The organism is Streptomyces sp. 5-10, assembly GCF_014712245.1.
Lineage (GTDB): Bacteria > Actinomycetota > Actinomycetes > Streptomycetales > Streptomycetaceae > Streptomyces > Streptomyces violaceusniger.
This window is the reverse complement of sequence record NZ_JACVYG010000054.1, coordinates 1-24,683: the sequence shown is the minus strand read 5'-3', so window position 1 is coordinate 24,683 and position 24,683 is coordinate 1. Positions and strand designations below refer to the sequence as shown.

Below are 24,683 nucleotides of genomic sequence, written 5' to 3'. Positions count from 1 at the left end.
CGCCCAGGAGCCGGTCCGCGGACGATTGACGGCCGGTCGTGGCACATCCAGTGGAGCCGCTCAGTACATGTCGTGGGTGTTCGGCCGGCGTAGCGCCGTGTAGAGGGCGCGCAGCATGAGGATCGCGCTGACCGCGAGCATCTGATAGCCCAGCAGCGGGAACAGCTCCACCTCCGCGGTGACCCGGGGCCCGCGCCCGGTGCCGAACACCACCAGGACCACCCCCATCAGCCCCGTGCAGGCCGCCAGCAGCGTGACCGTCAACTGGTGGATCAGCCCGGAGACGAAGCGCCGCTCCCGCTCGTCGGCGAGCACCCGCACCCGGACCGTGAACCGCCCCTCCTCCAGCGACGCGCCGATCCGCTCCGCCCTCCGGGGCAGCCGCCGCAGCATCGGCAGCGCGGAGAGGAACTCATGGGTCGCGCTCCGCGCCAGGGACGAAAGACCGGACGCGAACCCGCCCTCCTCCTCGCCCCCCGTACCCGTGGCGCGGAACCGCAGCCGGTCGGTGAGGAGGTCCACGGCGATCGCCCGGGCCTCGTCGATCATGTTGAAGTCGGGGGTGACCCGGCCCAGGGTGCCCTCGATGGTCGCCAGGGCCCGGAAGACGGCGGCCACCTCCGGCGGCACGGCGAGACCGAACCGGGCGAGCAGCTGGAACAGCGCGGTGAACATCTCGGTGTCCGGCCGCGCCCCCACCCCCAGGTGCTGGGCCATGAACTGCCCCAGCTCACGCTCCAGCAGCAGCGAGTTGAGCACGAGGTCCTCGCTCCTGGTGGCCCTCGTGCCGAGCAGGGCCATCAGCGCGTCGTGCAGACCGGCCCGGTCGCCGCGGTCGACGGCCACCAGCATCTCCTGCAGGGCATGGCGTACCGACGGGTCGATACGGCCCACCGAGCCGAAGTCGAGCAGGCCGATCCGCCCGTCGTCGAGCAGCAGCACATTGCCCGGATGCGGATCGGCGTGGAACACCCCCGCCTTCAGGATCTGGTGGAGCATGGCGGCGAAGGCGGTCCGGGCGATCTGGCGGCGGTCCAGCCCCTCGCGGTCCGCGACGGCCGCCGCACGGTCGAAGGTGACCCCCTCCAGCCACTCCTGGACCAGCACCCTGGCCGTGGTGAACTCCTCGTACACCCGGGGCACCCGCACCAGGGCGTCCGGCTCGTACCCGCCGCAGGACGCCGCCACCACCGCGGCGTTGTTGGCCTCGATCCGGAAGTCCAGCTCCTCCCGCACCGAGGTGGAGAAGCCGTCGCCCAGATCCCGCAGCCCCATGGCGTGGGAGGACCGGGACCGCTGCTGGAGGCCGTGGGTGACCGCGACGACGATGTCCAGATCGCGCTCGACCATCTCGCGGATCCCCGGGCGCTGGACCTTGACCACGACCACCGGACCGCCGCTCAGCTTGGCGCGGTGGACCTGGGCGATGGAGGCGGCCGCGAGCGGGACCTGCTCGATCCACTCGAAGGCGTCCTCCACCGGCCTGCCCAGTTCCTCGCGCAGCAGCGCCGCCACCTCCCCCCACGGCGCGGGGGCCACATCGCTCTGCAGACGGCTGAGTTCGTCGATGAAGTGCGGGGGCAGCAGATCGCGCCGGGTGGACAGCAGCTGGCCCAGTTTGATGAAGGCACCGCCGCACTCCTCCAGCGCCAGCCGCAGCCCCCTGGCCATCCGCTCGCCGAACTCGCCGGGCCGCAGGGCCCGTTCGAGACTGCTCCGGCTGCGCAGCGGACGGCTCAGCCCATGGCGCATGAAGATCCCGCTGATCTGCGAATAGCGTCGGGTGCGCCGCAGTCGGCTGCGCATCGCGCGCCACAGCCGCATGGGCAGCGCCCAGCTGCCACGCGGCAGGAAGACCTCGGCCAGCACCAGGGTGGCCATCGCGGCGAGGACGGACACCCCGACCTGGACCCCGTACAGCACGCCCATGCTCTGCTGGTCGTGCACGGTCGGCTTGAAGACGAGCATCGCGCCCAGCCCGACCAGACCGGCGCCGAGGGCGCGCAGCGGGCCCACCCGGATGCCGAGCAGCCGGCCGGAGATCGCCGAGACGCCGTAGACGAAGACGCCCAGCGACGATACGGCGATCAGCACGATCAGCAGCCCGAAGGACAGGTCGTCGATGCCGGTGGCAGCCAGCCAGGTCATGGCACGTTCCCCCGATGTGCGATGAAGAGTGCGTCAACAGTAGTCCGGATCGTCCCTCTCGGACCGTGCTGTCCGCATGTCACGCAGCAACCTGCCAGAGACACACCACGGGGCCCGACGTCGCGTTGTCGGACCCCGTGGCATGGGAAGGGTGGGGCGGGCGTCAGCCCATCGCCTCGATCAGGCTCTTGGGCCGCATGTCGGTCCAGTTCTCGTTGATGTAGTCCAGGCACGCCTGGCGGTTGTCCTGGCCGTGGACGACGGTCCAGCCCGCGGGCACCTCCGCGAAGGCCGGCCACAGCGAGTGCTGCTGCTCGTCGTTGACCAGCACGTAGTAGCTGCCGTTCTCGTCCTCGAAGGGGTTGCTCATGACGTAATCGCCTCTCTGACGGGTCTCTCGGGTCTTTTTGAGTATGTCCGGTCAGCCGCAGCCACCGGCGTGGCCGGCGTCACCGGCGGGGACGAGCAGGGCGGGCTCGACCTCGCGGTCGTTCTCCCGCTGTTCCATGGCGGCGGTCCGGGTCTTGGCGCGGACGCTCGCGACAAAACCCGAGAGCCGGTCCAGCCCCCAGAACTTGTCGTGCCGGTGGATGAAGAACGGCACTCCGAACACTCCGTCGCGGTCCACCGCCCGCAGCGCCTCGATGCCCCGCCGGCGGATCTCCGGATCGTCCACCGCACCGGCCAACGCGTCGGGGTCGAGGCCGAGTTCATGGCCGATCGCGGCCATGGTGGCACGTTCGGAGATGTCGATGCCGTTCTCCCAGCGGGCCCGGTACACGGCGTCGATGAAGTCCCGCCCGCGGCCGGCGTCCTCGGCGACCAGATAGGCGAGATGGGAGACGTCCCAGTTGGGAGCGGTGTCGATCGGCCAGACCACCTGCAGACCACGCTCGGTGGTCGCCCGCTTGACGTCCTGCAGGATGTAGAAGTGCTTCTCCTTGGACATCGCGACATAGGGAAGGTGGATCCCGGCGTCGGCCAGCATGCGCTCGCTCACCTCGTCCGGCTCCCAGTACGGGCGCCATTCGATCGCGTCCGCCACATCGGGTGCGTTCTCGGTGAGTTCACGGTAGGCGAGCCAGGAATAGGGGCTGCGGAGTGAGAAGTACCAGCGCGGTGGCTTGACGGCCAACGAAACCTCCTGGGTTCGGGGCGATGCTAGATGGTGATGCCGCCGTCGATCCGGACGACGGAGCCCGTGACATAGGCCGCACGGTCCGAGACGAGGTACGAGACGAGGTCGGCGACCTCATCGGCCCGCCCCAGCCGCCCGAGCGGCACCGACTCCAGCGCCTTGTCCTTCACCTGGCCGGTGAGCACGGAGGTCATGTCGGTGTCGATGAACCCCGGGGCGACGACATTGGCGCGGATTCCGTACCGCCCGGCCTCCTTGGCCAGGGCCCGGGAGAACCCGATGATGCCGGCCTTGGAGGCCGAGTAGTTGGACTGGGTGGCGTTGCCGTACACGCCCGCGACCGAGGAGATGTTGACGATCACCCCGCTCTTCCGCTTCATCATGCCGAACACCACGGAGCGGCAGACGTGGTAGACCCCGTCGAGGTTGACGTCCAGCACGTCATGCCATTCGTCGTCCTTCATCAGCAGCAGGGGGTTGTCACGGGTGATACCGGCGGCGGTCACGGCCACGTCGATCGGGCCGAGCGTCTGCTCGGTCTCCGCGACCAGCGCGCGCACCGCCTCCGCGTCACGGACGTCGGCCTTGCGGCTGAGCACCCGGGCCCCGGTCTGGGTGACCTCCTTCTCCAGCTCCAGGGCGGCCGCCTCGTTCGACTGGTAGCAGAAGGCGACATCGAAGCCGTCCCGCGCCAGACGCTCCACCGTGGCCCGGCCGATTCCCCGTGAACCGCCGGTGACCAGCGCCACCCGGGATGCGTTCTCTGCCATTGGTTCTCCAAAGCGATTCGGCCGGCCGCATGGGGCCGGAGGTCTGTTGCCAGGGGTCAGACGAGGGCACTGGGCCGCAGCTCCCCCGCCGGGCGGAAGGCCAGCACCGCGAGGCCGACCGTCACGGCGAGCTCACCGGCCACCGTGGAACCGCCCTCCATGATCACGGTGTCGTCCACCACCCGGGTGATGGACGCCCGGTGTTCCAGTACGTCCCCCGGCAGCACCGGCCGGTGGTACTCGACCCCGGACACGCTTCCGAAGAGCATGACCCGGCCCTCGAGCACATCGGGATCCGGCGACTCCCAGGTGGCCAGCAGCCCGGCCGACTGGCACCAGGACTCCAGCAGCAGCACCCGCGGATAGGCGTAGGCCTCCGCCGCCGCGTCCGGCCCGAGCCCCTGGTACCAGGGCTCATTGCAGGTCACGGCCTTGACGGCGGTCACCCGCTGCCCGGGGACCAGGTCGGTCACCCGGTCCAGCAGCAGCATCGGAAACCGGTGCGGCAGCACCTTCCGGATCTCCAACTGACCGATCATCACGCCTCCTCGGCCGTGAACCGCAGTCTGACCTGGGCGGCGGCACCGCGCCCGGTGGCCACCTTGGCGGCGCACTTCCACGTCCCGGACCCACCGGTCCACACCAGCTCCATCTCCAGCCGGTCGCCGGGGAAGACCGGGCTGAGGAACCGGGCGCTCTCCACCGCCACCAGCTCCAGACCGGCCGAGCCCGGCGGAGGGGTCCGCAGACCGCTGAGGTGTACGCACTCGATCACGCAGACCCCGGGGAAGATGGGGAAGCCCGGGTAGTGCCCGGGGAAGACCGCCTCGTCCTCGCCCACCGTGACGGCCGTCGTCGCACGCACCCTGCCCCGGTCGTCGGCGACGGCCGGACGGACGACCTCCACCCGCGCGGCGACCGGGCTGCTCGGCCGGGTGTCCGTCGTTCCGGCAGTCCCGGTCATCGCGGCCCGGCCAGACGCAGCAGGGCGCAGCCGACCGCGCCGTCACGGTCCACGGAGGTCACCAGCGCCACCCGGCCGGCGGCCTCGGGGGTGGCTTTGGCGTGCACCAGCACCCCGGCGATCTGGAACGCCGCCGCCGCGGCCCCGGTGTCCCCGATCAGCGCGGCCTGGGTGAGGTGGACGGGGTCCGCTCCCCCGGCGGCCTCGGCCACGGCGGCCCGCTCCTGCTCCCCGGACGGGCCGGGCGCCTCACTGGTGGAGACCGCCCAGATCTCCTCCGGGCGCACCCGCGCGCGGCTCAGGGCCCGGCGCAGACAGGCCGCCAGCGCGGGGCGGACCCCGCCGTCCAGGGCGATGCCCATCTCCACCGCGAGGACCTCCGCCAGCACCGGCTGCTCGGTGTCGTCCCGCGCGTCGGGGCCGCGCTGCTCCACCAGCAGCAGTCCGCAGCCCTCACCGGGCAGCCGCGCGGTCCCCTCGGTGCCCGGCCGGTGGGCGTGCCTCTCCAGCCAGGAGCGGGCGTGCGAGAACTCCTCGACCGCACCGCACAGCACGGTCCTGGCCCGGCCGAAGGTGAGCAGCCGGCGCGCGTAGTTGAGGGCGTAAAGACCCGCCGCGTGGCCGCCGGCGATCGTGGTGTTCGGCCCCTTGAGCTGGTGCCAGATCGCGCTCTGTCCCGCGGCGCAGTTCATGACGGCGTTGGGAAAGCGCGCCGGATCCACAAGATACGGCTTCTCTCCCGTGAACGAGTCCCGGGTGAAGTCCATTTGGCTCTGCACGCTGCCGGTGGTGGTGCCCAGGACCAGGGCGGCGTCCTCGCCGGTGGCCACCCACCGGTTGCGCGGCGCGTCGTCGAGCAGCCGGGCGACCGTGGTGACCGCGAGGCCGGTCACCCGGTCCATCGAGCGGACCCCCTTCTTCCCGAGCACCGTGCGCAGGTCGAAGTCGGGCACCAGACAGGCGCGGTCCCCGGCCGCCTGCCACCGCTCGTCGTCGAGCGGGGCCGCCGCGGGCCGGCGTTCCCTGATCCCCTCGGCGAAGGCCGCGCGGCCTATCCCGAAGGGCGATACCGCGGACCAGGCGGTGATGACCGGTCGATTCGCAAGAGCTGTGCCGCCACTCATGTCTGCTCCGTCGCCGTCGTCGGTCAGGACTCGCCGCGCAGCGCCTTGGAGACGCGCTCGTCGAAGGTGATCAGGTTCCAGTCCCGCCGGTTCTCGATCAGGGCGTAGCCATGGGTGACCTTGCCGGTCGCGGTCGGCACCAGATGGCCGTCGCGCACCACGTAGCAGTCCATGCGGGAGGTGTAGGTGAAGTCCTTGAAGACGTTCTCGACGGTGTAGACCGTGTAGAGGTCCTCCTCCATCAGCGCCTCGTCCAGGATCTGGATCCGGGAGTGCGGGCAGGCGGGGATCCACCGGCGCTCGTCCAGCAGGGTCTTCACCGAGATGCCCCGGTCGGCGAGGAAGAGGTCCACGACCTCCTCCATCTGCCGCAGATAGCTGGACATCTGGAGCCGCTCGGAGAAGTGGCAGTACGGGTAGGGGATCCGCCACTTCCAGCCGAACGCGTTCTTCCCCGAGGTCAGCAGGTCGAGCACCGGGTCGGGGCCGGAGGTGCCGCGGCCGGCCGACAGCGAGGTGGTGACGGCCGTGAGGTCGGCGCCGGTCAGCTCCGGCGGCTCGGGGGCGACGGCGCCGGGGGTGCTCAGCCGGCCGGTGACGAACCGGGCGAGCTCGGCGGGCGGTTCACCGGCCGCCTCGACATAGCTGTCCGAGCGCAGCACCACCTTGGCGTTGGCGCCCACCACCTTGGTGTCCGCGCCGTCCCGGTCGGCGTGCAGGGACACCGTGAAGGAGATGAAGGAGTCGTCGTCCCCGGCCGTCGGCACCACCCGCGCCTGGACCGTCTCGTCCATGTAGAGGGCGTGCAGGATCCGGGTGTCGAGGTCGACGATGTCCACACCGAGGCCATGCTCGGCATACAGCGCCCGCGCCGGGAGGTCCGCATCGGCGAAGTGGTAGAGGATGGCCTCCTCGACCAGGTAGTTGATGTGCTTGAACCCGATCCAGGTGCAGACGTTGGAGCCCTCGTACCGGGTGCGCAGCGACGCGGTCGTCTCGCTGGTGAGCAGCCTCTTGACGGCGCCTTCGGCCACTGTGGTCATCGATCGTGCTCCCATGGGAATCCGGGGCCGGGACCGCCGTGCGGACGGACGGCCGAACATGTGCTGACGAAGCGGTCGAGCAGGGTGGCGAACTGCCGCGCCCGCTCGATCATCAGAAAGTGCCCGCAGCCGGGCAGCAGTCGGAACTCGGCGTCGGGGAGGCCGTCCGCGAGCGCGCGGCCCTCGGTCGGCGGCGCGGCGAAGTCGTCCTCACCGGCGAGGACGAGGCACGGCACGGTGAACCGTCCCAGGCGCAGGGCGGGGGTGCGCAGATAGATCTCGAAGAACCGCATCCAGCCGTAGGGGCCGACCCAGTCCCGGATGCGCTCGGCGAGGTGGCGGCGGGTGGCCCCGGGGACCCGATCCCCGGCGTGCACCCGGATGCCCTCGGCGATCAGCGGGGCCATGGTGTCCACGGAGTACGCCAGGCTCGCCCAGTCGAACTCCTCGGCCGTGCGCCGGTAGAACGGGGCCACCAGCACCATGCCCTCGACGCCGAACTCGGTGAACGGGTCCAGGCCCTCCTCGATCCGGCGGCCCAGGAACTCCATCAGGACGTTCGCGCCCATGGAGTGGGCGACCACCACACCGGCGCCGCCCGGCACCGCGCGCAGGGCGTCGCCCAGATACGGCACCAGATCGCCCCGGGCGCTCCACCCGGCGACGCTCCGGCCCCGCCAGGGCAGGTCGGCGGCCCACATCTCGGGTCCGCCGGCCCGCCGGCCCTGCTCGACACAGGCGTCCCACACCGTGCTGCTGTTGGACAGTCCGTGCAGGAAGAGCACCCGGCCCCGCCCGGGGTCGCCCGGGGCGCGCCGGGTCACCACCACGGGGCTCTCCTTGTCGCCCCGCGCGGATGCCACGGCGGGCCCGCCGTCCTCCTGTGCGAGCCCCCGCACGAGGCGGTCACCGGCCGACATCAGGCCGCTGCCCGCCCGCGCAGCGCGATGCCCGCGCTGGCGTCGTCGGCGTCGGTGCCCGCCGTGGCGTACACCGGACCGGCGCCGCCCCGGGCGAACCAGCCGACGGCCGCGGCGCACTGGAGCACTCCCAGCGCACCCGAGCCCAGGCCGAAGACCTCGCCCAGATCGTGCCGGGGCACGCCCTCCAGCAGGGTGTCCGGCACGGCGGCCGCCCGCTGTTCGGGCAGTTGCCACAGGGCCGGCCGGTCACCGGTCGTCCCCGCCAGCCGCTCCAGACAGCGGTCCAGTCCGGCGCCCCGGACGTACGCACCGAGAACGGCCGGCGCGCTCGCTCCCCGTTCGGCGGCCGACTCCCCGCTCTCCACCACCAGCGCCGCCGCCCCGTCGATGGTCCGCGCGCCGCCGGTGAAGGCGCGCACGGACGCGTTGTCGGGTTCGACGCCGAGCACCAGCGCCCGGGAGGCCCGGCCGCCGCGGATCAGCGCGGCCGCCCAGTGGACGGCGTCCAGCCCGGAGGTGGCGCCGTTGCACAGCATCAGGTTGGGGCCGCGCAGCCCGAAGCGGATGGCGACGGAGGAGGCGATGACATTGCTCGAGGCGTTCGGCAGATCCATGGCGCTGCCCGCCGCCGCCGTGCGCTCGGCGATGGTGTCGATCGCCCGGCAGATGGTGTCCAGATTGCCGTAGTTGGAGCTCGCGACCACCGCGACGCTTCCGCCCGGGACGCGCAGGCCCCGGTCGTCCAGCAGACCGGCGTCGCGCAGGGCCGCGTCGGCCGCGCAGTAGGCGAGTTGGGTGGCCCGGTCCTTGTACCGCAGGCCCTTCCGGCCGACCAGGTCCTTCGGCTCGACCGGCGGGGCCTGCGCCGCCGGCGCCATCAGCTCCGGTGCCGACCTCGCGCGGGGCAGCACCACGCCGACCCCGCTCACCACCACCGTCATCGGGCCGCCTCCAGGATCGCGACGGCGTTGATGCCGCCGAAACCGAACGCGTTCAACTGCGCCACGGTCAGCGGCCGGTGGGCCGCCTCTCCGGTGACGAAGCGGAATCCGGCCGCCTCGTCCACCGGGTTGTCCAGGCCCACGGTCGGCGGCACCCGCCCCTCGGCGAGGCAGCGCAGGGTGACCACCAGGTTGAGCAGCCCGGAGGCGCCCGAGGTGTGCCCGGTCATCGACTTGGTGGCGGTCACCAGGGGCTTGTCCCGGTCCGGGCCGAAGACGTCCGCGAGCGCGGTCGCCTCCGCCTCGTCGTTGAGCAGCGTCCCGGTGCCGTGCACCATCAGCAGGTCGATGTCCGCTGGCTTCACCCCGCCCCGGGTGTGCGCCTCCCTGATCGCCTCGGCGATACCGGCCGGGTCCGGCGCCGTCACATGGAAGGCGTCGCAGTTGACCGCCACGTCCCGGACCAGGCCGTGCACCGGACGTCCGCCGGGGACCCGGCTGAGCACGACCGCCGCCGCGCCCTCGCCCATCAGGACGCCGTCCCGGTCCCGGTCGAACGGCCGCACCCGGGTCGGGGGCACCGGCTGCACCCGCTCCAGCAGGCCGTACATGGTCTCGGTGAGCACATCGACCCCGGCCACGACCACCGTGTCCGCCCCCTGCGCCAGCAGGTCCACGCCCAGCGCCAGGGCGTACAGCCCGGCCGAGCAGGCGTTGGACAGGGTGTGGGTGTCATCGGCCCGGAACGTCTCGCGCAGCGCGGTGCCGAAGTGGAGCTCCCCGGCGGGGAAGTCGGCGCCCTGGGTGCGCCACAGCTCCACCGAGCGCAGCTCCCGCAGACCGGTGCCGACCAGGACCGGCACCCCGCTCAGATCGCTCTCGTCGAGGCCCGCGTCGCGGACCGCCTGGCCGACCGCGTCCAGCAGCAGCCCGGTCGCCCGCCGGGTGACGTCCACCCCGGGTGCGGGGCGGTTGTCCACCTCGTACGCGTGGCGGGCCGTGTGCAACGCGTGGTCGAAGCCGCGCAGCTCGGCCACTGCGGACCGGCCCGCGCACAGGTTGCCGAAGAGCTCGTCGACATCGCCGCCCAGCCCGGCCACGGCCCCCATTCCGGTCACCGCCCAGCTCATGCCGGCACCCCGTCGTACCGGCCGAGCAGCACCACCGCGTTGTTGCCGCCGAAGGCCAGGCCGTTGTTCTGCACGACCTTCAGCTCCGCCTCGATCGCCACATTGGGCACGCAGTCCACATCGCACTCGGGGTCGGTGGTGGTGTGGTTGATGGTCGGCGGAATGAACTTCTCGGTGATCGCCAGGGCGCAGCCGATGGCCGACAGCGCGCTGGCGGCGCCCATGGTGTGGCCGATCATCGACTTCATCGAGATGGTCCTGGGGGGCCGGGCGCCGAAGACCTCACGGATGGCACGTGCCTCGGTGACGTCGTTGGCCTTGGTGCCGGTGCCGTGGGCGGAGATGAGGTCCACCTGGTCGGCCTTGACCCCGGCGTTCTCCAGGGCGAGCTGCATGCACCGGCCGACGCTGTCCTGGTTCGGCGCCACCTGGTGGTAGGCGTCGCAGTTCAGGCCGTACCCGAGCACCTCGGCGTAGATCCGGGCGCCACGTGCCAGCGCGGACTCCAGGCTCTCCAGGACCAGCACCCCGGCACCCTCACCGGTGAGGATGCCCTTGCGGTCGACGTCGAACGGCCGGCACCGGTCCGGCGCGATGGTGCCCAGCCGGTAGAAACCGGAGAACGTCTTGCGGCACATCGCGTCGGCGCCACCGCACAGCGCGTACTCCGCGTCCCCGGAGCGAACCGCGTCATAGCCGTAGCCCAGGGCGTAGTTGCCGGCCGCACAGGCGGTCGGAATCGTGACCGCCTCCACATCGGACAGCTGCAACTCCTGTGCGATGGCCGCCGACAGGCGGCCGGCCGGAACGCGGCGGGCGAGGTCGGCCGGCATGTGCTCGGGACCGTGGGCGATCTCGGCCTCGACCAGGTGGTCCAGATCCCTCGATTCGCCGTCGGTGGTACCGATGGAGATCAGACCCGGCAGCGACCGCCAGTCCGCGATGGACACCCCCGCGTCCTCGATCGCCATCCGGGCCGCGGCGACCGAGTACTGCGTCGCCCGGCCGAGGTGCTCGACCGCGAGGTGGCGTATCCACCGCTCGGGGTCGAAGTCCTCCACCTCACAGCCGTTCGCGTGGTCGAAGCCCTCGACGTCGAACACCGTGATCGGCTTGGCCCCGCTGCTTCCGGCGCGTAGTCCCCGCAGGAACTCCTCGACGCCCATACCGATACTGGAGACCACACCGAGACCGGTGATCACCACTCTTCGCGGGCTCGTATGCCCCGACTCCGCCATCCCGACCCCTTAAGTCCGCTGTTCCGGCCGTGCCGCGATTACGAAAACGCCGCTTTACCAGCCGGCGGACTCGGCGACTACCTCGTAGACGCCCTTGAGGTGCACCATCCGGGGCAGTTCCGACTGGTCGATGGTGACGTGGAATTCCTTCTCGAGATTCGCGAGAATTTCGATGGAACGCAGCGAGTCAGCCGAGTGGTCCTCCTTGAAGAGGCTGGTCTCGGTAACCTCGTCCTCTTCGATCTCCAGAACGTCGCAGACGATCTCCTTGATCTTCTGCACCCGCTCCTCGTGCACCGAACTCATGATGGATCCCCCACTTTCGAACAAGGCCGACCCAACAGGCCGTTTCCATTTCGGACTCGGATCTTTCTATGGCACCCCGCCATACCGCGCAATGCCCACTGCATAAAGCTGCCACATCCCGGTCGGCAGACCTGCTCGCTACCCGGATTCCCGCTCATCGGCGGTTATTTATCGGCGCTTCCTCCAGAACTATCCGGGCGGCCGGTACCGCGCAACAGCCGGTACAGGAAGCTGCCAGCGAATCGTTCTCGTCCGCCGCCGTCCCCTGATCAGGGGCTCGGTTCCGTGGCAGATTCGCACGGTGCGTCCGAGCCCCTGATCTCCTCCCGGCGGCATGCCGCGGCGGGTGCGCGGAGCACCGCGGGCGCGCCGAAGGGAGGCACCGGCGGTCGTTCGGGGGATGACCACCGCCGGAGTCGGATCTGCCGCCGGCCACGTCCCGGGCACGGGGTGTTCCGCCGACTGACCGGTTTTCTATCCGAGCCCGTTGATCTTCCACAATGGCGCTAACAGGAAGGTGCCAGCGCACGGCCCGCCCGCGCCGCACGCCGGCGGGACACCATGGCACCATCGAACGGTGATCGAGCTCGGCTACTCCCTCTCCAACCGCTTCCCGGACCCGCCGCAGACGGACTACCGGGGCGCACCCGTCCAGGCCCTGCGCCACGACCTGTTCTGCGGCGATGTCCACCTCGTGGACACCGCGACCGGCCGTGAACTGTCCACCGCCTGGGGATGGGTGCCGGTGCTGGACTTCGCCTGGGCGCTGTGCGACATCGTCGAACTGCTCGACCGTGATCCGCGCGGCAGCCGCTCCGCCACCCCCGTCCACGCGGAACTGGACTTCACCGAATCCACCGACCGGATGCGCTTCGAGCGCCGCTTCGGATGGGTGGACATCGCCGCCGACTGGGCACCTGCCACCGAGCCACCGCTGAATTTCTCCCATGCCGCACTGCGCCGCGAGGCCCGGGACTTCCTGCACGATCTGATCGCGGATCTGACGGATCTGCACGACGGTCTCGCGGACAACCCCGCCATCTGGAATCTGCAGGCCCGTTTCCCCCGCGTCCAGCCGGACGCCGTACGGCCCCCCGGCCCGTCTATCACCGACCTATAGCGACGGACCTCCGCAGGAATAGGACGGCCATAGGCGGGCATTCCATGCTGGTCCCGCGGACATGAATGCCGGTCCGCATGAACCAGGGAGGTGCAGTGGAAAACGTATCGACCACTGAGATTCCGGCCGGAGCGGAACTCGATTTCACGGCCTGGCTGCAGCACCTGGAACGCCGGGACCTGAGCGATCCGGCGGAGTACGCCGCGGTCGTCAGGGAGCTGGCGCTCGACCCGCACCGCACGGAGTACGCCGAGTACATCGGGCCCCGGCAGTCGCTGATGAGCGACGCCGGCGCCCGCTGGGCCAGCCTGGTGGCCATGCTCATCAACGCCGTCCACAGCACCATGGCGGACACGCCCTGAGGCGTCTCCCCCGCCGGATCCGGCCACGCACATCGGCCGGGCCCGGCGACGGCCAGGACCGCCCGGGACAGCCGGAGGCAGCCGGGGTTCACCCACGGGGGCTCGTTCGGCCCCGGTCCCGGGGCGGCCGGATCAGCCCGTACCGTCCGGCGGTGGCTGCGGCCCCGGTCCGCTGCCCCGCCGCTCACGGGCGAACAGCCACACCAAGGGGCGGTACCGGTACCGCAGTTGATCCCCGTCGGCGATGACGTCCAGCAGACGGACCTCCGAGATCGACTCCAGCACCTCCTCGGTCCGCCCCTCCGGCCACCGCAGCTCCACGGCCGCCTGACGCGCCGTGAACGCCGAGCCCTCGTCCCGGTGCGCCAGCACCCGGAACGCGTACCGGGCCGTCGGCGCCAGCCGGGCGTGACAGCGGCTCAGGGTCGCCCGCACATCGAGGCTGCCCACGGACAGCTCGCCCAGCCGCCGGTCCACGGGCGCCAGCCGGTCCGCCAGATGCGCCAGCCGCCACTGCGGATAGGCCGCCAGCCGCGCCGCGCAGATCCGCAGCGCCAGCGGAAGCCCGTCACACCGCGCCACGATCCGATCGGCCGCGTCCGGCTCCGCCGCCACCCTTCCGGGCCCGGCGAGCGCCGCCAGCAGCCGCCGCCCCTCCGCGGCGTCCAGCGGATCGAGCCGCACCAGACGCACCCCCTCCACCGAGGTGAGCGAGGAGTGACCGGTGATCAGCGTGCGGCAGCCGTCGCCGTTCACCAGCAGCGGGCGCACCTGCCGGTCCTCGACCGCGTTGTCCAGCACCACCAGCGCCCGGCGGCCGGCCAGCCGGCTGCGGTACAGCTGCGCCCGTTCGTCCAGGGCGACGGGCAGATCGTGAGGGCCGACGCCGAGCGCCCGCAGGAACCAGCCGAGCACATCCAGCGGATCCTTGGGCCCGCCGTCCTCCCCCCGCAGATCGGCGTACAGCTGCCCGTGCGGGAAGTCCTCACGGCACCGGTGCGCGGCGTGCACCGCCAACGCCGAGGTGCCCGTCCCCGGAGCGCCGGTCAGCACCGTCGCCCCGCCGCGCCCGGGAGCCCGCAGCCCGTCCAGAACCACCGCGAGCTGCTCGGCGCGCCCGCTCAGATCGGCGATGTCGGTCGGCAGCATGGCGGGCACCAGACCGGCCCAGATGTCCCCGGCCAGCGGCCCGGGACCGGGGCCGCCCGCCCGCCCCGCCTTGTGCAGCCGCACCCGGACCGGCTCCGGGGCGGCGGGCCCGGGCAGATCGCCGCGCAGCACCCCGTGGTGGACGTGGCGCAGCCCGGCGCCGGGGTCCATCCCGAGCTCGTCGCGCAGCACCCGCCGTCCGCGCTCGTAGACCGCCAGCGCGTCCGCCCGCCGGTCACACCGGTACAGGGCGGTCATCAACTGGCCGCGCAGCGCCTCCCGGAGCGGATGCTCGGCCACCAGCCGGGTCAGTTCGGGTATGGACCGGGCGTGCCGGCCCAGCGCCAGCTCCGCCTCGATACGGTGCTCCACCGCGCTGATCCGGGCCTCCTCCAGCCGCGGCAGCTCCGTCTCCTCCAGGAAGCCGGTCACATCCGACAGGGCGGGCCCCCGCCACAGCGCCAGGGCGGTGTGCAGCCGCTCGGCGGCGTCCGCGTACCGGCCGTCGGCGAGTTCACCGCGCCCCTGCTCGGCGAGGCGCTGGAACTCCTCCCAGTCGAACCGGGCCCCGCTGTGGTCCATGGTGTATCCCGGGCCCCGGCGGACCAGACGGAGCCAGGGGGCGCAGCGCTTGCGCAGCCGCGAGATATGGGTGTAGAGCTGCGCGGTCATCGTGACCGGCGGATTGCGTCCCCACAGCAGCTCGCTGAGCCGGTCGTCCGAGACCACCCGGCCGCCGGACAGCAGCAGCGCGGCCAGCACGGTCCGCTGTTTGGCGCCCTCGACGGGCAGCAGCCGCCCATCCACGCGCACCTCCACCGGCCCGAGGATTCCGAACTCCACCTGCAGCACAGCTGCCTCCCCACGGCCTCGGTGTCGTTCGGCCCGACCACCCCCGCCCTCGTCCCGTCCCGCCCGCCGTCCACGAGGCGTCAGCAACCTGACAACTCGGCGATCCGCACCGCCGCGTCGATCGCCTCACAGCCGAGCTGATGCCCCGGATTGCGGCTCACCCGGCTGATCGGCCCGGAGAGCGACAGCGCCGCGACCACCCGCCCGTCCGGGGAGCGCACCGGCGCCGACACGGTCGCCGTGTCGGGCTCCCAGCCCCCGACGCTCTGGGCCCAGCCCCGCCGCCGTACGCCGGAGAGCATGGCCGCGGTGAACCGGGCCCCGCGCAGCGCCTCGTACAGCACCTCGGGCTCCTCCCACGCCAGCAGCACCTGGGCCACCGCCCCGGACTTCATGGGAAACGCGGTGCCCACCGGCATCGGCTCACCGCCCAGCACCTCGGAGGAGGCCACGCAGATCCGCATCCGGCCGCGGCGCCGGTGGAGCCGGGCGCTCGTCCCGGTCCGGGCGCTCACCTGCGCCAGCACCGGGCCCGCCTGGGCCTTCAGCCGGTCCTGGCGCGCCTCGACGACCATGTCGCCCAGCCGGGGGCCGAGGGCGAAGCGCCCCTGCCCGTCACGGGCGACCAGCCTCAGCCGTTCCAGGGCCACCACCAGCCGGTGCACGGTGGGCCGTTTCAGACCGGTGTCGGAGACCAGCCGGGCCAGCGTGGCGGGGCCGCCCTCCAACACGCCCAGCAGCAGCGACGCCTTGTCGAGCACGCCCACTCCGCTCATCAGCGGCGGTGAGGTCATCGTCGAGTGGGCCATGAGCTCAACCCAGATGCGCGGCAAGCGCGCGGACGACGGCGTCGCGCTGCTCCACCAGGTAGAAGTGGTTCCCCGGCAGCACCCGCAGTTCGAAGCCCGCCGGCGCCACCTCGCCCCAGGCGGCCATGTCCTCCGCGGTGATATGCGGGTCGCCGTCCCCGACATGGGCCACCACCGGGCAGCCGACCGGCACCGCGGTACGGGGGCCGTACGTCCCGACCGCCTTGAAGTCCGCCCGGAGCGCGGGCAGCACCACCTCGCGCAGATCCGGGTCGTCCAGCAGCTCGCCGTCGGTGCCGCCGAGCCCCCGCACCTCCTCCAGCAGCGCCTCGTCGCCGTCCAGATAGGTGGTCCGGGGCGTCAGCCTGTGCGGGGCCTTCCGGCTGGAGACGAAGAGCGCCTGGGGGCGGATGCCGTACCGGCTCTCCAGCCGCAGCGCGACCTCGTACCCCACGGACGCGCCCATGCTGTGGCCGAAGAGGGTCAACGGCACGTCCGCGAAGGGCAGCAGGGCCGCGGTCACCTCGTCCGCGAGGTCCTCGACGCGTTCGATGCCCGGCTCGGCGAGCCGCTCCTGCCGGCCCGGATAGCGCGTGGCGAGCACTTCCACGCCGTAGTCGAAGGCGGTCCCCCAGCCGTGGAAGAACCCGGCGGATCCCCCCGCGTGCGGCAGGCAGACCAGCCGCCTGCGCGGCGCCGCCTCGGTCCCGTATCTGCGGAACCACTTGCTGTCGATGCCGACGGCCATCTTCTCCACGCACCTCCTCGTCATCGTCGGCCGATCCCCCGTCGCCCTGGTGACCCGCCCGCATTCCTTGCGGCCAGTTCTAGCCGCGCCCCGATGCACCGGGCAACGGCCGGTCATGAAGCTGCCATGGGGCAGCTGAAAAGAATGCGATGGCTTGTCACCGTCACTGGGGATTACGGGACGGCCCTCAGCCGGGCGATTGCGAGATGAGCAGACCGAGTTCCGCGGCGCGCACCCCGGCCTGAAATCGTGAATTCGCCCCAAGTAATGCCATGATCTCCGCGACATATCTTCGGTAGGTGCGCACGGACATCGCGAGTTCCCGAGCAGCGACCTCGTCGGTCACCCCGGCCCGCAGCCGCTCGAGTATCTGCTGCGCGATATCCGCCCGCGTCTTGTCACCGAATTCGATGCGGTCGGAGACCTCGACCGCGTTGCGCCACACCCCGTCGAACAGCGCGACCAGCGGCTGGATGACACCGGGGGCGCGTACCACCGAGGCCCGGCGGCCGGCCACCGACGCGGCACACACCAGCGCGCGCTCACCGTCGGCGATCACGGCGACCAGCGCGGGGATGCGGGCCACCCGGGTCCGTACCCGCGGTTCGGCGGCATGGGCCGAGACGAACCGCCAGTCGAGCGTCGAGGGTGTGCACAGCAGCCGCACCCGGGAGACGTTCCGCGCCGTACCGGACAGCAGCGCGGTCAGGGCGCCGTGGACCGCCTCGGAGTACGCGGGCTCCGCGGCGAGCACCACATCGACGCGCCTGGTGGCACCCGTGACCAGCCGCGCCGCGGTCTCGACGGCGTCCTCATGGGCGTCGATGACGTCCACCATCGAGTCGCGGTGCAGCTGGTTGCGGCGTCTGTCCACCGTGGACGCCAGGAGCGCGCTGACTTCCAGCAGCTCCCGTTCGAATTCATCGGCGGCCTCGACCGGAACGAGGTCGACCTCTCGACGGCTGCTGCCCGAAGCGCTCTCGGGCATCCCGGATGGCACACCACTCACCCCCGCGTGAGTTCTTCATCGCGTATCAACCGCGGAACACCCACTGTGTCCGCCCATCAGCACGGCCCGCCCCGCACCGCGCCGCTCCACGGGTCAGTCGGCCGTCGACAGCAGGCCCAGCTCGACCGCCCGCACCCCCGCCTGGAACCGGGAACTGGCCCCCAACGCCCGCATGATCTCCGCGACATGGCGCCGGTAGGTGCGCAACGACACCTCGACCTCACGCGCCGCGACATCGTCGGTGTAGCCCTTGCAAAGCCGCTCCAGGATGCGCCGGGCGGACTCGGTACGCAGCCGCTCGCTGATCCAGCGGTGCTCCGCGAGGCGCACCGCGCCCGACCACGCACCGGCGAACAGCAGATCCAGGGCCCGGACGGACGCGGTGTCCTCGATGACCGACACCACGTCCCCGCCCCCGCGCTCCACACAGGACCGGACCATGGCCACGCTGCCGTCCACGATCAGCATCTCCATGACCGCGTCGACCACCTTGACCTGCGCGTTCACACCGCTTTCCACGGCGGCCCGGGTCGCGGGGTCGGCGAGCGCACCGGGAGTGCACAGCAGCCGCACCGGAATGCGCTTATGGCCCGGCCCGTTCAGCCGGCGCAGCGCCGACACCATGACCTCGGCCCGGTCGCCGCCGGCGGGGAGCGCGATGCTGATGCCGTGCCGGGCCCGGTCGACGAGCCCCTCCACGGCGTTCGCGACGGCCGCGTCATTCCCCTTCATCGTCACCACGGCGTGCGGGGCCATGGTGCGGCGGTGCAGATTCACCGTCGATTCGATCAATTTACGGGCCTGGAGCAGTGCCTGCACCACACCGTCACGACCCGGTTCGGGGCCACCGGCTCCCGAAGCCGCGCTTACCGTCGCCGGTTCCCCCGCTCTCGCGGAAACAGGCGCCATCGCCAAACCTGCCACGCTTTTACCCCCGTTATGACACAACGATCACCAGCGGCCCTCGGACCGGTAGGCCCGGGATGCGGCTGGGAGGTTGAAGTAAGTGACCATCCCCCTGAATGGCCAGGTATGCTCCGTCGCCAAAGGTTGAAAGGCGGAACACTTCAATTATCGATGCGCGGCCGACACTAGTTCCCACTCCTACGCCAGTCAACGCGTTCGAGTCGGCCCGGAAAGAGTGGGCACGCCTCCCCCTTATCGCCCCCGTCGCACGAAGCCCCCGAAGTTGTCAGCTAGCTGTAATGCATCCCGGGACTCCCCCGCCTCCGCCGCTTCCGATCATCACTGTACGCATCGATCCGGAGGCTTTCAGCGAGCATGCCGGGCTGTTTCTGTCCTGTTACTGCCAGCCAACATAGGGAATCGGAGATTGACCCCGACAAGTCGTGAACCAGCGGGTCATACCACTCCAAAGCCAGGCGGCGATCACCCGCATGAGGAGTTCCCCATTCCTGAGTGACGACCGCCACAGCCTGACCGAAGTGGTGATTGCAGCACACATCAGGCCGCCGCGCAGACGCCCTTCATGCTGTCGATCAGCGCGAGCACCGCGCGTGCGGACGGAAGAATCATGCGACCTTCCCTGGTGAGCTGGGCACCGGTGGAGTCACGGGTGAAAAGCTTGGTGCCCAGCATCTGCTCCAGGCACTTGATCTGGTAACTGATGGCCGGTTGTGAATAGCCGAGCGCCTTGGCCGCTTGGTCCATGCGCCCTATCTCTGCGATGGAAACGAAAGCGCGGAACTCCCGCTCATGCATTTTGCCCCCTGTCCGGCGACCACCATCCGATGGCCGTCGAGAACCCGTTGCCGAGAACGCACGGGTTATCCGATCCGTCGAGACCATATCAACGTACTCAATCTCGGAAGGCAACATCCGGTGCAGGAAGCTGCAATGCGATGGGCCGCGATGACTTCGCAAGAGCGGAACATGCTGCAACACCGGAGGTGAAGAACCCGGCCCCGATGAGAGTTCACCCGGCGTTCACCGCACCCGCCGCGAGTTGCCCGGACCGCCCGCACGGAACGCTCCCGCATGCCACCGCCCGCCCGGGCGGCTGATGGGTGGTCGGTCGTGGATGTCGGTGGTGTCGGTCGTGGATGTCAAACGCCCCGGAGGGCGGACCATCCGGGGCGTCTCCCCTGTTCGGGCTCCGAGCCGACTGTCGGGTTCGAACCGACGACCTTCGCTTTACAAGAGCGGTGCTCTACCAGCTGAGCTAAGTCGGCGTCTCCTGCAGTGTACCCGGCCCCGGGGCGTGATCCGTTCGAAAATTCTCGGGTCCTGGCTAGAGACAGGGCAGCCCTCGCCGGTATAGCGTCACGCCAATCCACCTCCGGTGGACTAGACCCCTACCTTTACTCGGATCGTCCGGCACGTTCCTGCCGGTGAAGGGACCAGATCACCATGGCCACGGTCACGTACGACAAGGCGACCCGGGTGTACCCGGGCACCGAGAAGCCCGCTGTCGACCAGCTCGACATCGCCATCGAGGACGGCGAGTTCCTCGTCCTCGTCGGCCCCTCCGGCTGCGGGAAGTCGACCTCCCTGCGGATGCTCGCGGGGCTGGAGGACGTCAACGGCGGGGCCATCCGGATCGGCGACCGCGATGTCACCCATCTGCCACCGAAGGACCGGGACATCGCCATGGTGTTCCAGAACTACGCGCTGTACCCGCACATGACCGTCGCCCAGAACATGGGCTTCGCGCTCAAGATCGCCGGCGTCAACAAGACCGAGATCCGGCAGAAGGTCGAGGACGCGGCCAAGATCCTCGACCTCACCGAGTACCTCGAGCGCAAGCCGAAGGCGCTGTCCGGTGGTCAGCGGCAGCGTGTGGCGATGGGCCGGGCGATCGTCCGCGAGCCGCAGGTGTTCCTCATGGACGAGCCGCTGTCCAACCTGGACGCCAAGCTGCGTGTGCAGACGCGTACGCAGATCGCCAGCCTCCAGCGGCGGCTGGGCATCACGACGGTGTACGTCACCCACGACCAGGTCGAGGCCATGACCATGGGCGACCGGGTGGCGGTGCTCAAGGACGGGCTGCTGCAGCAGGTCGACTCGCCGCGCAACATGTACGACCGCCCCGCCAACCTCTTCGTCGCGGGCTTCATCGGCTCGCCGGCGATGAACCTCGTCGAGGTGCCGATCACCGACGGCGGCGTGAAGTTCGGCAACAGCGTCGTCCCGGTCTCGCGTGAGGCGCTGACCGCCGCGGCCGACAAGGGCGACCGTACGGTCACCGTGGGCGTCCGGCCCGAGCACTTCGACGTGGTGGAGGCTAACGGCGGGACGGCGAAGACGCTGTCCAAGGCGGCCGACGACGCCCCGGCCGGTCTCGCGATCACCGTCAACGTCGTCGAGGAGACCGGCGCGGACGGCTACATCTTCGGCTCGGCCGACGTCGGCGGCGAGAGCAAGGACCTGGTGATCCGGGTCGACAGCCGCCAGGTGCCGGAGAAGGGCGCCCAGCTGCACGTCGTGCCGCGGCCGGGTGAGACGCACGTCTTCTCGACCTCGTCCGGGGAGCGGCTCAGCGACTGAGGCCGCCGGCCCGTCAGTTCGCCCCGACTCGTCCCGACGGCGCCGCTCGTCCGCTTCCCGCGGACGGGCGGCGCCGTGGCGTTGGGTGGGCGTCGCGTTGGGTGGGCGTGGAGCGCGTCGCGGTGTTCCGTTGTCGATAAATTCCCCGACATTTCGAGCATTTCGCCCCCGAGCGTCAACACCCCGAACGCCAAGAGCGGGTTTCCATCACCCGGCCTGGTGACGGAATGTCGCCAAATCGTCGCTCCTCGCTACGATCACGGCGTACCGCAGTTCCGTACCACCCACTCCGTACCACCCACCCGCGAGGAACCACCCCGTGAACCACGCAGCCCGCCGCATCGGCAGAACGCTCGCCCTCGTCCTCCCCGTCGTGCTCGTCCTCTCCGGCACCCTCGCGGTCACCCGCGTCCCCTGGGCCTCGCCGAGCGCCGAGTCGCAGATCCTCACCGCCTCCTCCGACCGGGCGTCCACCCGTGCCACCCACCGGGCCCCGCATGAGCTGCTGCGCGACCGGCTGCTCGCCGAGCTCCAGGAGAAGAACCCCTCCGTGGCGCTCACCCACCTCCAGGTGGCGACGGCCGAACGGCCCTCGCTCGCCAAGCACTGCGCCTCCATCGCCCGTGCGCTCGGCCGCGCCGCGGTCGCCAAGTACGGCGGGGTGAGCCGCGCCCAGGCGTACGCACGGCCCGTCTGCGACACCTCGTTCGCGTCCGGGATCACCCAGGCGTACCGCTGACCGCGTCCCCGACCGCACCGCCGGGGCCCTTCCCGCAGCCCTTCCCGCTCTCGTTCCCGCCCTTGTTCCCGCTCCGGCTCCGCCTGCGGCGGTCCCCGCACCGCATATGGTGCGGTTCATGAGCGATGACGACGAGCGCAGACCCGGGCATCACCACCAGACCGCGCGCCCCACACAAGCCGTCGTCCTGGCCGGAGGCCAGGGCTCACGGCTGCGTCCGTACACCGACGACCGCCCCAAGCCGATGGTCGAGATCCCGGGCACCGGGACTCCGATCATCGGCCACCAACTGGCCTGGCTGGCCGCCGAGGGCGTCACCGACGCCGTGGTCTCCTGCGGCCACCTCGCCGCCGTCCTCCAGGACTGGCTCGAGACGGCGGAGCTGCCGCTGCGAGTGAAGACCGTCGTCGAGAAGGAACCGCTGGGGCGCGGCGGCGGCCTGAAGTTCGCCGCCGCCAGGCTCCCGGAGCCCGACCAGCCCTGGTACGCCACCAACGGCGACATCTGGACCCGCTTCTCGCTCCGCGACATGGCGGACTTCCACGACGAGCGCGGCGCCACCGCCACGCTCGCCCTCGCCCGGCCACGGATCCCGTGGGGGGCGGTGGAGACCAACGAGTTCGGCCACGTCCTGGACTTCATCGAGTCGCCGCCCTCGCCGTACCTCATCAACGCGGGCGTCTACGTCTTCTCCGCCGCCTTCACCGCGCTGCTGCCCGACCGGGGCGACCACGAACGCACCACCTTCCCGCGCCTGGCGCGGGAACGTCGGCTGGCGGGCTTCCCCCTGCCCCAGGGGGCGTACTGGCGCGCGATCGACACGGCCAAGGACCTGACCGAAGCCGCCAAGGAACTGGCCGCCGGCCCCCCACCTCACGGCCACGGCCCCTTCGACACGACCCCTGTGCCACACGGCTGAACCCCGAGTACGCCGTCCGGCACCGACAGGGCGGCCGCGGCTCAGCACCCCGACGAACCGCGCCGCCTACGGCGGGCTGTTCCCCCTCCCCGCAGCCCCGTCACGCGGCTCCGCCGCATGACGGGGCTCCGCCCCAANCGCGGCTCCGCCGCATGACGGGGCTCCGCCCCAAACCCCGGGGTCCAGGGGCGAAGCCCCTGGTAACGGGAAGGGGCGGGGAGGGGAAAGCCGCCTCGACCCAACCGCCAAACACCACCACCCAAACAAGCCAGCACCCCAAGGAGTGCCCGGGACTCCGCCCCGAACCCAGGCCCCGGGGCCTGGGGCGAAGCCCCAGTTTCGGGAAGGGGCGGGGAGGGGGCAGCATCGATATGCGGCTCCGCCGCGTGGCCCGCCGCAGGCGCCACGATCCGGCGACAGGGACGGGCACCGCACCGCCCCCGCCCCCGCACCCGCACCCGCACCCGCACCCGCCTGCGAGCGGATGCCGAAGCCGTCGTGCGCGGCGGGTGGGCGCCCAGGCGCGGCGGCGCGGTCATGCTCAGCCGAGGAGGCCGCCGAGCGCGGCTTCCTCGGCGGCCGGGTCGCTGTAGTTGTACGTGTTGTCCTCCGGAGGGCCGCCCGCCGGGCCGCCCGCGGACATCCCTCCACCGGCGCCGCCCAGCGAGGACGGGCCCGGCACTGTCGGATCGAGGGGGTGGCGCGGGGAGCGGGGCGCGGCCCCCGTGCCCGGGCGGGGCCGCGACGCGCCGCTCGGGCGGCCGGACGTGCCGGACGCCGAATCCGTCGCGCTCGGCACCCCGGACGAGGACGTCGACGCCGAGGAGTCCGACGCGGACGGCTCGGGGCGGTGCGACAGCCGCTCACGCGGCGACGGCGCGCCCGCCGAGCCGCCACCCGTGCCCGCCGTCCCGCGCTGCCCGCCGCGCGGGCTCTCCGCGTGCTTGCTGGGCAGCGGCGAGCCGGGGAGGTTGTTCGTCGGCATATCGCTCGGCTCCGGCGCCTTCACGACCTCCGACGACCGTACGGCGGCCCCCAGCGTCGAGCCCACCAGCAGCGTCAGCCCGGCGACCACCATCGCCATCACCCCGCCGCGGCGCAGCACCCGGCGCCGCAGCTCCCACAGTTCGGCCCGGGGCCCGAGCCGCCGCCACGCCTCGCCCGCGAGGCGGCCGTCCACCGAGTAGACCGGCGCGCCCGCGATGATCAGCGGGCTCCAGGCGGCGAGGTAGATGATGTCGGGCGCGTCGTAGACCGGCACCGTGCGCCAGCTCACCGTGACGATCAGCGCGGCGGACAGCAGCGCGCCGAACGAGGCGGCCAGCCGCTGCCACAGCCCGAGCACGGTCAGCACCCCGACCACGATCTGCAGGAACGCCACGGTCAGCCCGGCGCCCACCGGATGCTCCAGCGCCAGGTCGCGCAGCGGCTCGGCGATCGGCCAGGGGTGCAGCCCGTTCAGCCAGGTGACCATCGAACCGCGCTCGCCGCCGTCGAAGTAGACGGGGTCGGAGAGCTTGCCCATCCCGCCGTAGATGGAGATGAAGCCGAGGAAGATGCGCAGCGGGAGCAGGACGACGCCGAGGTTCATCCGGCGCCCGGGGTAGTAGGCCTGGCGTACGGACTCGGAGTGGCGGCGCGGGCGCGGCACGGTGGCGCCGCGCCGCGACCCGTCCCGCTCGCCGTCGAGGGCGCCCGGCCGCCCGGAGGACGCGCCGCGCCGCTCCGCCCCGGCCGCCCTGGC

25 protein-coding genes and 1 tRNA gene are annotated in these 24,683 nt (G+C 71.6%); 5 read left to right on the top strand and 21 right to left on the bottom strand.

The genetic code is table 11. From position 1 onward, the window contains the following. Positions 1–60: 60 nt before the first annotated feature. The 13 genes from IEJ02_RS39025 to IEJ02_RS38965 all read right to left on the bottom strand — a co-directional run bounded on the left by IEJ02_RS39025 (position 61) and on the right by IEJ02_RS38965 (position 11,725). Complete coding sequence (locus tag IEJ02_RS39025; RefSeq protein ID WP_191069116.1) at positions 61–2,148, bottom strand: ABC1 kinase family protein; 2,088 nt, start codon at positions 2,146–2,148, stop codon at positions 61–63. Between the two features lie 163 nt (positions 2,149–2,311). Next, positions 2,312–2,518 (bottom strand): MbtH family protein, encoded by a 207-nt coding sequence (locus tag IEJ02_RS39020; protein ID WP_044573519.1) that lies wholly within the window; start codon positions 2,516–2,518, stop codon positions 2,312–2,314. A 51-nt stretch (positions 2,519–2,569) separates the two neighbouring features. Beyond that, positions 2,570–3,283: a 2-hydroxychromene-2-carboxylate isomerase gene (locus tag IEJ02_RS39015; RefSeq protein ID WP_191069115.1), complete on the bottom strand. Its 714-nt coding sequence runs from the start codon at positions 3,281–3,283 to the stop codon at positions 2,570–2,572. 26 nt (positions 3,284–3,309) lie between these two features. Then, positions 3,310–4,056 (bottom strand): 3-oxoacyl-[acyl-carrier-protein] reductase, encoded by a 747-nt coding sequence (gene fabG, locus IEJ02_RS39010; protein WP_191069114.1) that lies wholly within the window; start codon positions 4,054–4,056, stop codon positions 3,310–3,312. A gap of 56 nt (positions 4,057–4,112) precedes the next feature. Then, on the bottom strand, positions 4,113–4,595 hold the full coding sequence (locus IEJ02_RS39005; protein ID WP_191069113.1) for a 3-hydroxyacyl-ACP dehydratase FabZ family protein: 483 nt from the start codon (positions 4,593–4,595) through the stop codon (positions 4,113–4,115). Then, positions 4,595–5,020: a 3-hydroxyacyl-ACP dehydratase FabZ family protein gene (locus IEJ02_RS39000; RefSeq protein ID WP_191069112.1), complete on the bottom strand. Its 426-nt coding sequence runs from the start codon at positions 5,018–5,020 to the stop codon at positions 4,595–4,597. The genes IEJ02_RS39005 and IEJ02_RS39000 overlap by 1 nt, the downstream gene beginning before the upstream one ends. Beyond that, complete coding sequence (locus IEJ02_RS38995; RefSeq protein ID WP_191069111.1) at positions 5,017–6,144, bottom strand: beta-ketoacyl synthase N-terminal-like domain-containing protein; 1,128 nt, start codon at positions 6,142–6,144, stop codon at positions 5,017–5,019. Before IEJ02_RS38995 ends, IEJ02_RS39000 begins: the two co-directional genes overlap by 4 nt. 23 nt (positions 6,145–6,167) lie before the next feature. Next, positions 6,168–7,187: a hypothetical protein gene (locus IEJ02_RS38990; protein ID WP_191069110.1), complete on the bottom strand. Its 1,020-nt coding sequence runs from the start codon at positions 7,185–7,187 to the stop codon at positions 6,168–6,170. Further along, positions 7,184–8,050 carry an alpha/beta fold hydrolase gene (locus tag IEJ02_RS38985; RefSeq protein ID WP_275562100.1) on the bottom strand — a complete coding sequence of 289 codons (867 nt, stop codon included), beginning with the start codon at positions 8,048–8,050 and terminating at the stop codon, positions 7,184–7,186. Before IEJ02_RS38985 ends, IEJ02_RS38990 begins: the two co-directional genes overlap by 4 nt. Positions 8,051–8,106: 56 nt before the next feature. After that, the gene (locus tag IEJ02_RS38980) at positions 8,107–9,051 is read right to left on the bottom strand and encodes a beta-ketoacyl synthase N-terminal-like domain-containing protein (RefSeq protein ID WP_191069108.1); all 945 of its coding nucleotides are present in this window, start codon (positions 9,049–9,051) and stop codon (positions 8,107–8,109) included. Beyond that, entirely contained in the window at positions 9,048–10,181 is a 1,134-nt protein-coding gene (locus IEJ02_RS38975) for a beta-ketoacyl-[acyl-carrier-protein] synthase family protein (protein WP_191069107.1), read from the bottom strand. The genes IEJ02_RS38980 and IEJ02_RS38975 overlap by 4 nt, the downstream gene beginning before the upstream one ends. Then, the gene (locus IEJ02_RS38970) at positions 10,178–11,419 is read right to left on the bottom strand and encodes a beta-ketoacyl-[acyl-carrier-protein] synthase family protein (RefSeq protein WP_191069106.1); all 1,242 of its coding nucleotides are present in this window, start codon (positions 11,417–11,419) and stop codon (positions 10,178–10,180) included. Before IEJ02_RS38970 ends, IEJ02_RS38975 begins: the two co-directional genes overlap by 4 nt. A gap of 54 nt (positions 11,420–11,473) precedes the next feature. After that, positions 11,474–11,725: an acyl carrier protein gene (locus IEJ02_RS38965; RefSeq protein WP_014061562.1), complete on the bottom strand. Its 252-nt coding sequence runs from the start codon at positions 11,723–11,725 to the stop codon at positions 11,474–11,476. A gap of 577 nt (positions 11,726–12,302) precedes the next feature. On the opposite strand from IEJ02_RS38965, the gene IEJ02_RS38960 reads away from it, so the two are divergent. Together IEJ02_RS38960 and IEJ02_RS38955 are read left to right on the top strand one after the other, a co-directional pair. Beyond that, positions 12,303–12,845 (top strand): hypothetical protein, encoded by a 543-nt coding sequence (locus tag IEJ02_RS38960; RefSeq protein WP_191069105.1) that lies wholly within the window; start codon positions 12,303–12,305, stop codon positions 12,843–12,845. A 95-nt stretch (positions 12,846–12,940) separates the two neighbouring features. Further along, positions 12,941–13,207 carry a hypothetical protein gene (locus tag IEJ02_RS38955; protein WP_191069104.1) on the top strand — a complete coding sequence of 89 codons (267 nt, stop codon included), beginning with the start codon at positions 12,941–12,943 and terminating at the stop codon, positions 13,205–13,207. A gap of 132 nt (positions 13,208–13,339) precedes the next feature. Here IEJ02_RS38955 and IEJ02_RS38950 read toward each other — a convergent pair whose 3' ends face one another. From IEJ02_RS38950 to IEJ02_RS38920, 7 genes are all read right to left on the bottom strand, one after another. Continuing rightward, complete coding sequence (locus IEJ02_RS38950; protein ID WP_317986030.1) at positions 13,340–15,208, bottom strand: AfsR/SARP family transcriptional regulator; 1,869 nt, start codon at positions 15,206–15,208, stop codon at positions 13,340–13,342. Positions 15,209–15,288: 80 nt separating this feature from the next. Then, positions 15,289–16,017, bottom strand: a complete 729-nt coding sequence (locus tag IEJ02_RS38945) for an IclR family transcriptional regulator (RefSeq protein ID WP_223865183.1) — start codon at positions 16,015–16,017, stop codon at positions 15,289–15,291. A 4-nt stretch (positions 16,018–16,021) separates the two neighbouring features. Beyond that, positions 16,022–16,765, bottom strand: coding sequence for a thioesterase II family protein (locus IEJ02_RS38940; protein ID WP_191069134.1), 744 nt, complete (start codon positions 16,763–16,765; stop codon positions 16,022–16,024). Between the two features lie 187 nt (positions 16,766–16,952). After that, complete coding sequence (locus IEJ02_RS38935) at positions 16,953–17,753, bottom strand: helix-turn-helix domain-containing protein (RefSeq protein ID WP_191069103.1); 801 nt, start codon at positions 17,751–17,753, stop codon at positions 16,953–16,955. A gap of 114 nt (positions 17,754–17,867) precedes the next feature. Beyond that, positions 17,868–18,596: a helix-turn-helix domain-containing protein gene (locus IEJ02_RS38930; protein ID WP_275562090.1), complete on the bottom strand. Its 729-nt coding sequence runs from the start codon at positions 18,594–18,596 to the stop codon at positions 17,868–17,870. Positions 18,597–19,238: 642 nt separating this feature from the next. Continuing rightward, the gene (locus tag IEJ02_RS38925; protein ID WP_014061570.1) at positions 19,239–19,496 is read right to left on the bottom strand and encodes a LysR family transcriptional regulator; all 258 of its coding nucleotides are present in this window, start codon (positions 19,494–19,496) and stop codon (positions 19,239–19,241) included. Between the two features lie 397 nt (positions 19,497–19,893). Next, positions 19,894–19,966 (bottom strand) — tRNA-Thr (locus IEJ02_RS38920). Between the two features lie 178 nt (positions 19,967–20,144). On the opposite strand from IEJ02_RS38920, the gene IEJ02_RS38915 reads away from it, so the two are divergent. The 3 genes from IEJ02_RS38915 to IEJ02_RS38905 all read left to right on the top strand — a co-directional run bounded on the left by IEJ02_RS38915 (position 20,145) and on the right by IEJ02_RS38905 (position 22,939). Then, a complete protein-coding gene (locus IEJ02_RS38915; protein ID WP_137978487.1) occupies positions 20,145–21,281 on the top strand; it encodes an ABC transporter ATP-binding protein in 1,137 nt (378 codons plus the stop codon). A gap of 319 nt (positions 21,282–21,600) precedes the next feature. Next, complete coding sequence (locus IEJ02_RS38910) at positions 21,601–22,020, top strand: hypothetical protein (protein WP_137978488.1); 420 nt, start codon at positions 21,601–21,603, stop codon at positions 22,018–22,020. Positions 22,021–22,138: 118 nt separating this feature from the next. Beyond that, positions 22,139–22,939: a nucleotidyltransferase family protein gene (locus IEJ02_RS38905; protein ID WP_191069102.1), complete on the top strand. Its 801-nt coding sequence runs from the start codon at positions 22,139–22,141 to the stop codon at positions 22,937–22,939. A 541-nt stretch (positions 22,940–23,480) separates the two neighbouring features. On the opposite strand, the gene IEJ02_RS38900 is transcribed toward IEJ02_RS38905, so the two are convergent. After that, the coding region (locus IEJ02_RS38900) for a DoxX family protein (RefSeq protein WP_191069101.1) at positions 23,481–24,683 on the bottom strand (1,203 nt) is incomplete at its 5' end.

Coding starts and splice junctions, on each gene's coding strand:
- IEJ02_RS38965 (WP_014061562.1), bottom strand. CDS start 11,725: ATGAGTTCGGTGCACGAGGAGCGGGTGCAGAAGATCAAGGAGATCGTC.
- fabG (WP_191069114.1), bottom strand. CDS start 4,056: ATGGCAGAGAACGCATCCCGGGTGGCGCTGGTCACCGGCGGTTCACGG.
- IEJ02_RS38970 (WP_191069106.1), bottom strand. CDS start 11,419: ATGGCGGAGTCGGGGCATACGAGCCCGCGAAGAGTGGTGATCACCGGT.
- IEJ02_RS38925 (WP_014061570.1), bottom strand. CDS start 19,496: ATGCATGAGCGGGAGTTCCGCGCTTTCGTTTCCATCGCAGAGATAGGG.
- IEJ02_RS38980 (WP_191069108.1), bottom strand. CDS start 9,051: ATGACGGTGGTGGTGAGCGGGGTCGGCGTGGTGCTGCCCCGCGCGAGG.
- IEJ02_RS38915 (WP_137978487.1), top strand. CDS start 20,145: ATGGCCACGGTCACGTACGACAAGGCGACCCGGGTGTACCCGGGCACC.
- IEJ02_RS38975 (WP_191069107.1), bottom strand. CDS start 10,181: ATGAGCTGGGCGGTGACCGGAATGGGGGCCGTGGCCGGGCTGGGCGGC.
- IEJ02_RS39020 (WP_044573519.1), bottom strand. CDS start 2,518: ATGAGCAACCCCTTCGAGGACGAGAACGGCAGCTACTACGTGCTGGTC.
- IEJ02_RS38905 (WP_191069102.1), top strand. CDS start 22,139: ATGAGCGATGACGACGAGCGCAGACCCGGGCATCACCACCAGACCGCG.
- IEJ02_RS38990 (WP_191069110.1), bottom strand. CDS start 7,187: ATGACCACAGTGGCCGAAGGCGCCGTCAAGAGGCTGCTCACCAGCGAG.
- IEJ02_RS38995 (WP_191069111.1), bottom strand. CDS start 6,144: ATGAGTGGCGGCACAGCTCTTGCGAATCGACCGGTCATCACCGCCTGG.
- IEJ02_RS38940 (WP_191069134.1), bottom strand. CDS start 16,765: ATGGCCGTCGGCATCGACAGCAAGTGGTTCCGCAGATACGGGACCGAG.
- IEJ02_RS38945 (WP_223865183.1), bottom strand. CDS start 16,017: ATGGCCCACTCGACGATGACCTCACCGCCGCTGATGAGCGGAGTGGGC.
- IEJ02_RS39025 (WP_191069116.1), bottom strand. CDS start 2,148: ATGACCTGGCTGGCTGCCACCGGCATCGACGACCTGTCCTTCGGGCTG.
- IEJ02_RS38935 (WP_191069103.1), bottom strand. CDS start 17,753: ATGCCCGAGAGCGCTTCGGGCAGCAGCCGTCGAGAGGTCGACCTCGTT.
- IEJ02_RS39000 (WP_191069112.1), bottom strand. CDS start 5,020: ATGACCGGGACTGCCGGAACGACGGACACCCGGCCGAGCAGCCCGGTC.
- IEJ02_RS39005 (WP_191069113.1), bottom strand. CDS start 4,595: ATGATCGGTCAGTTGGAGATCCGGAAGGTGCTGCCGCACCGGTTTCCG.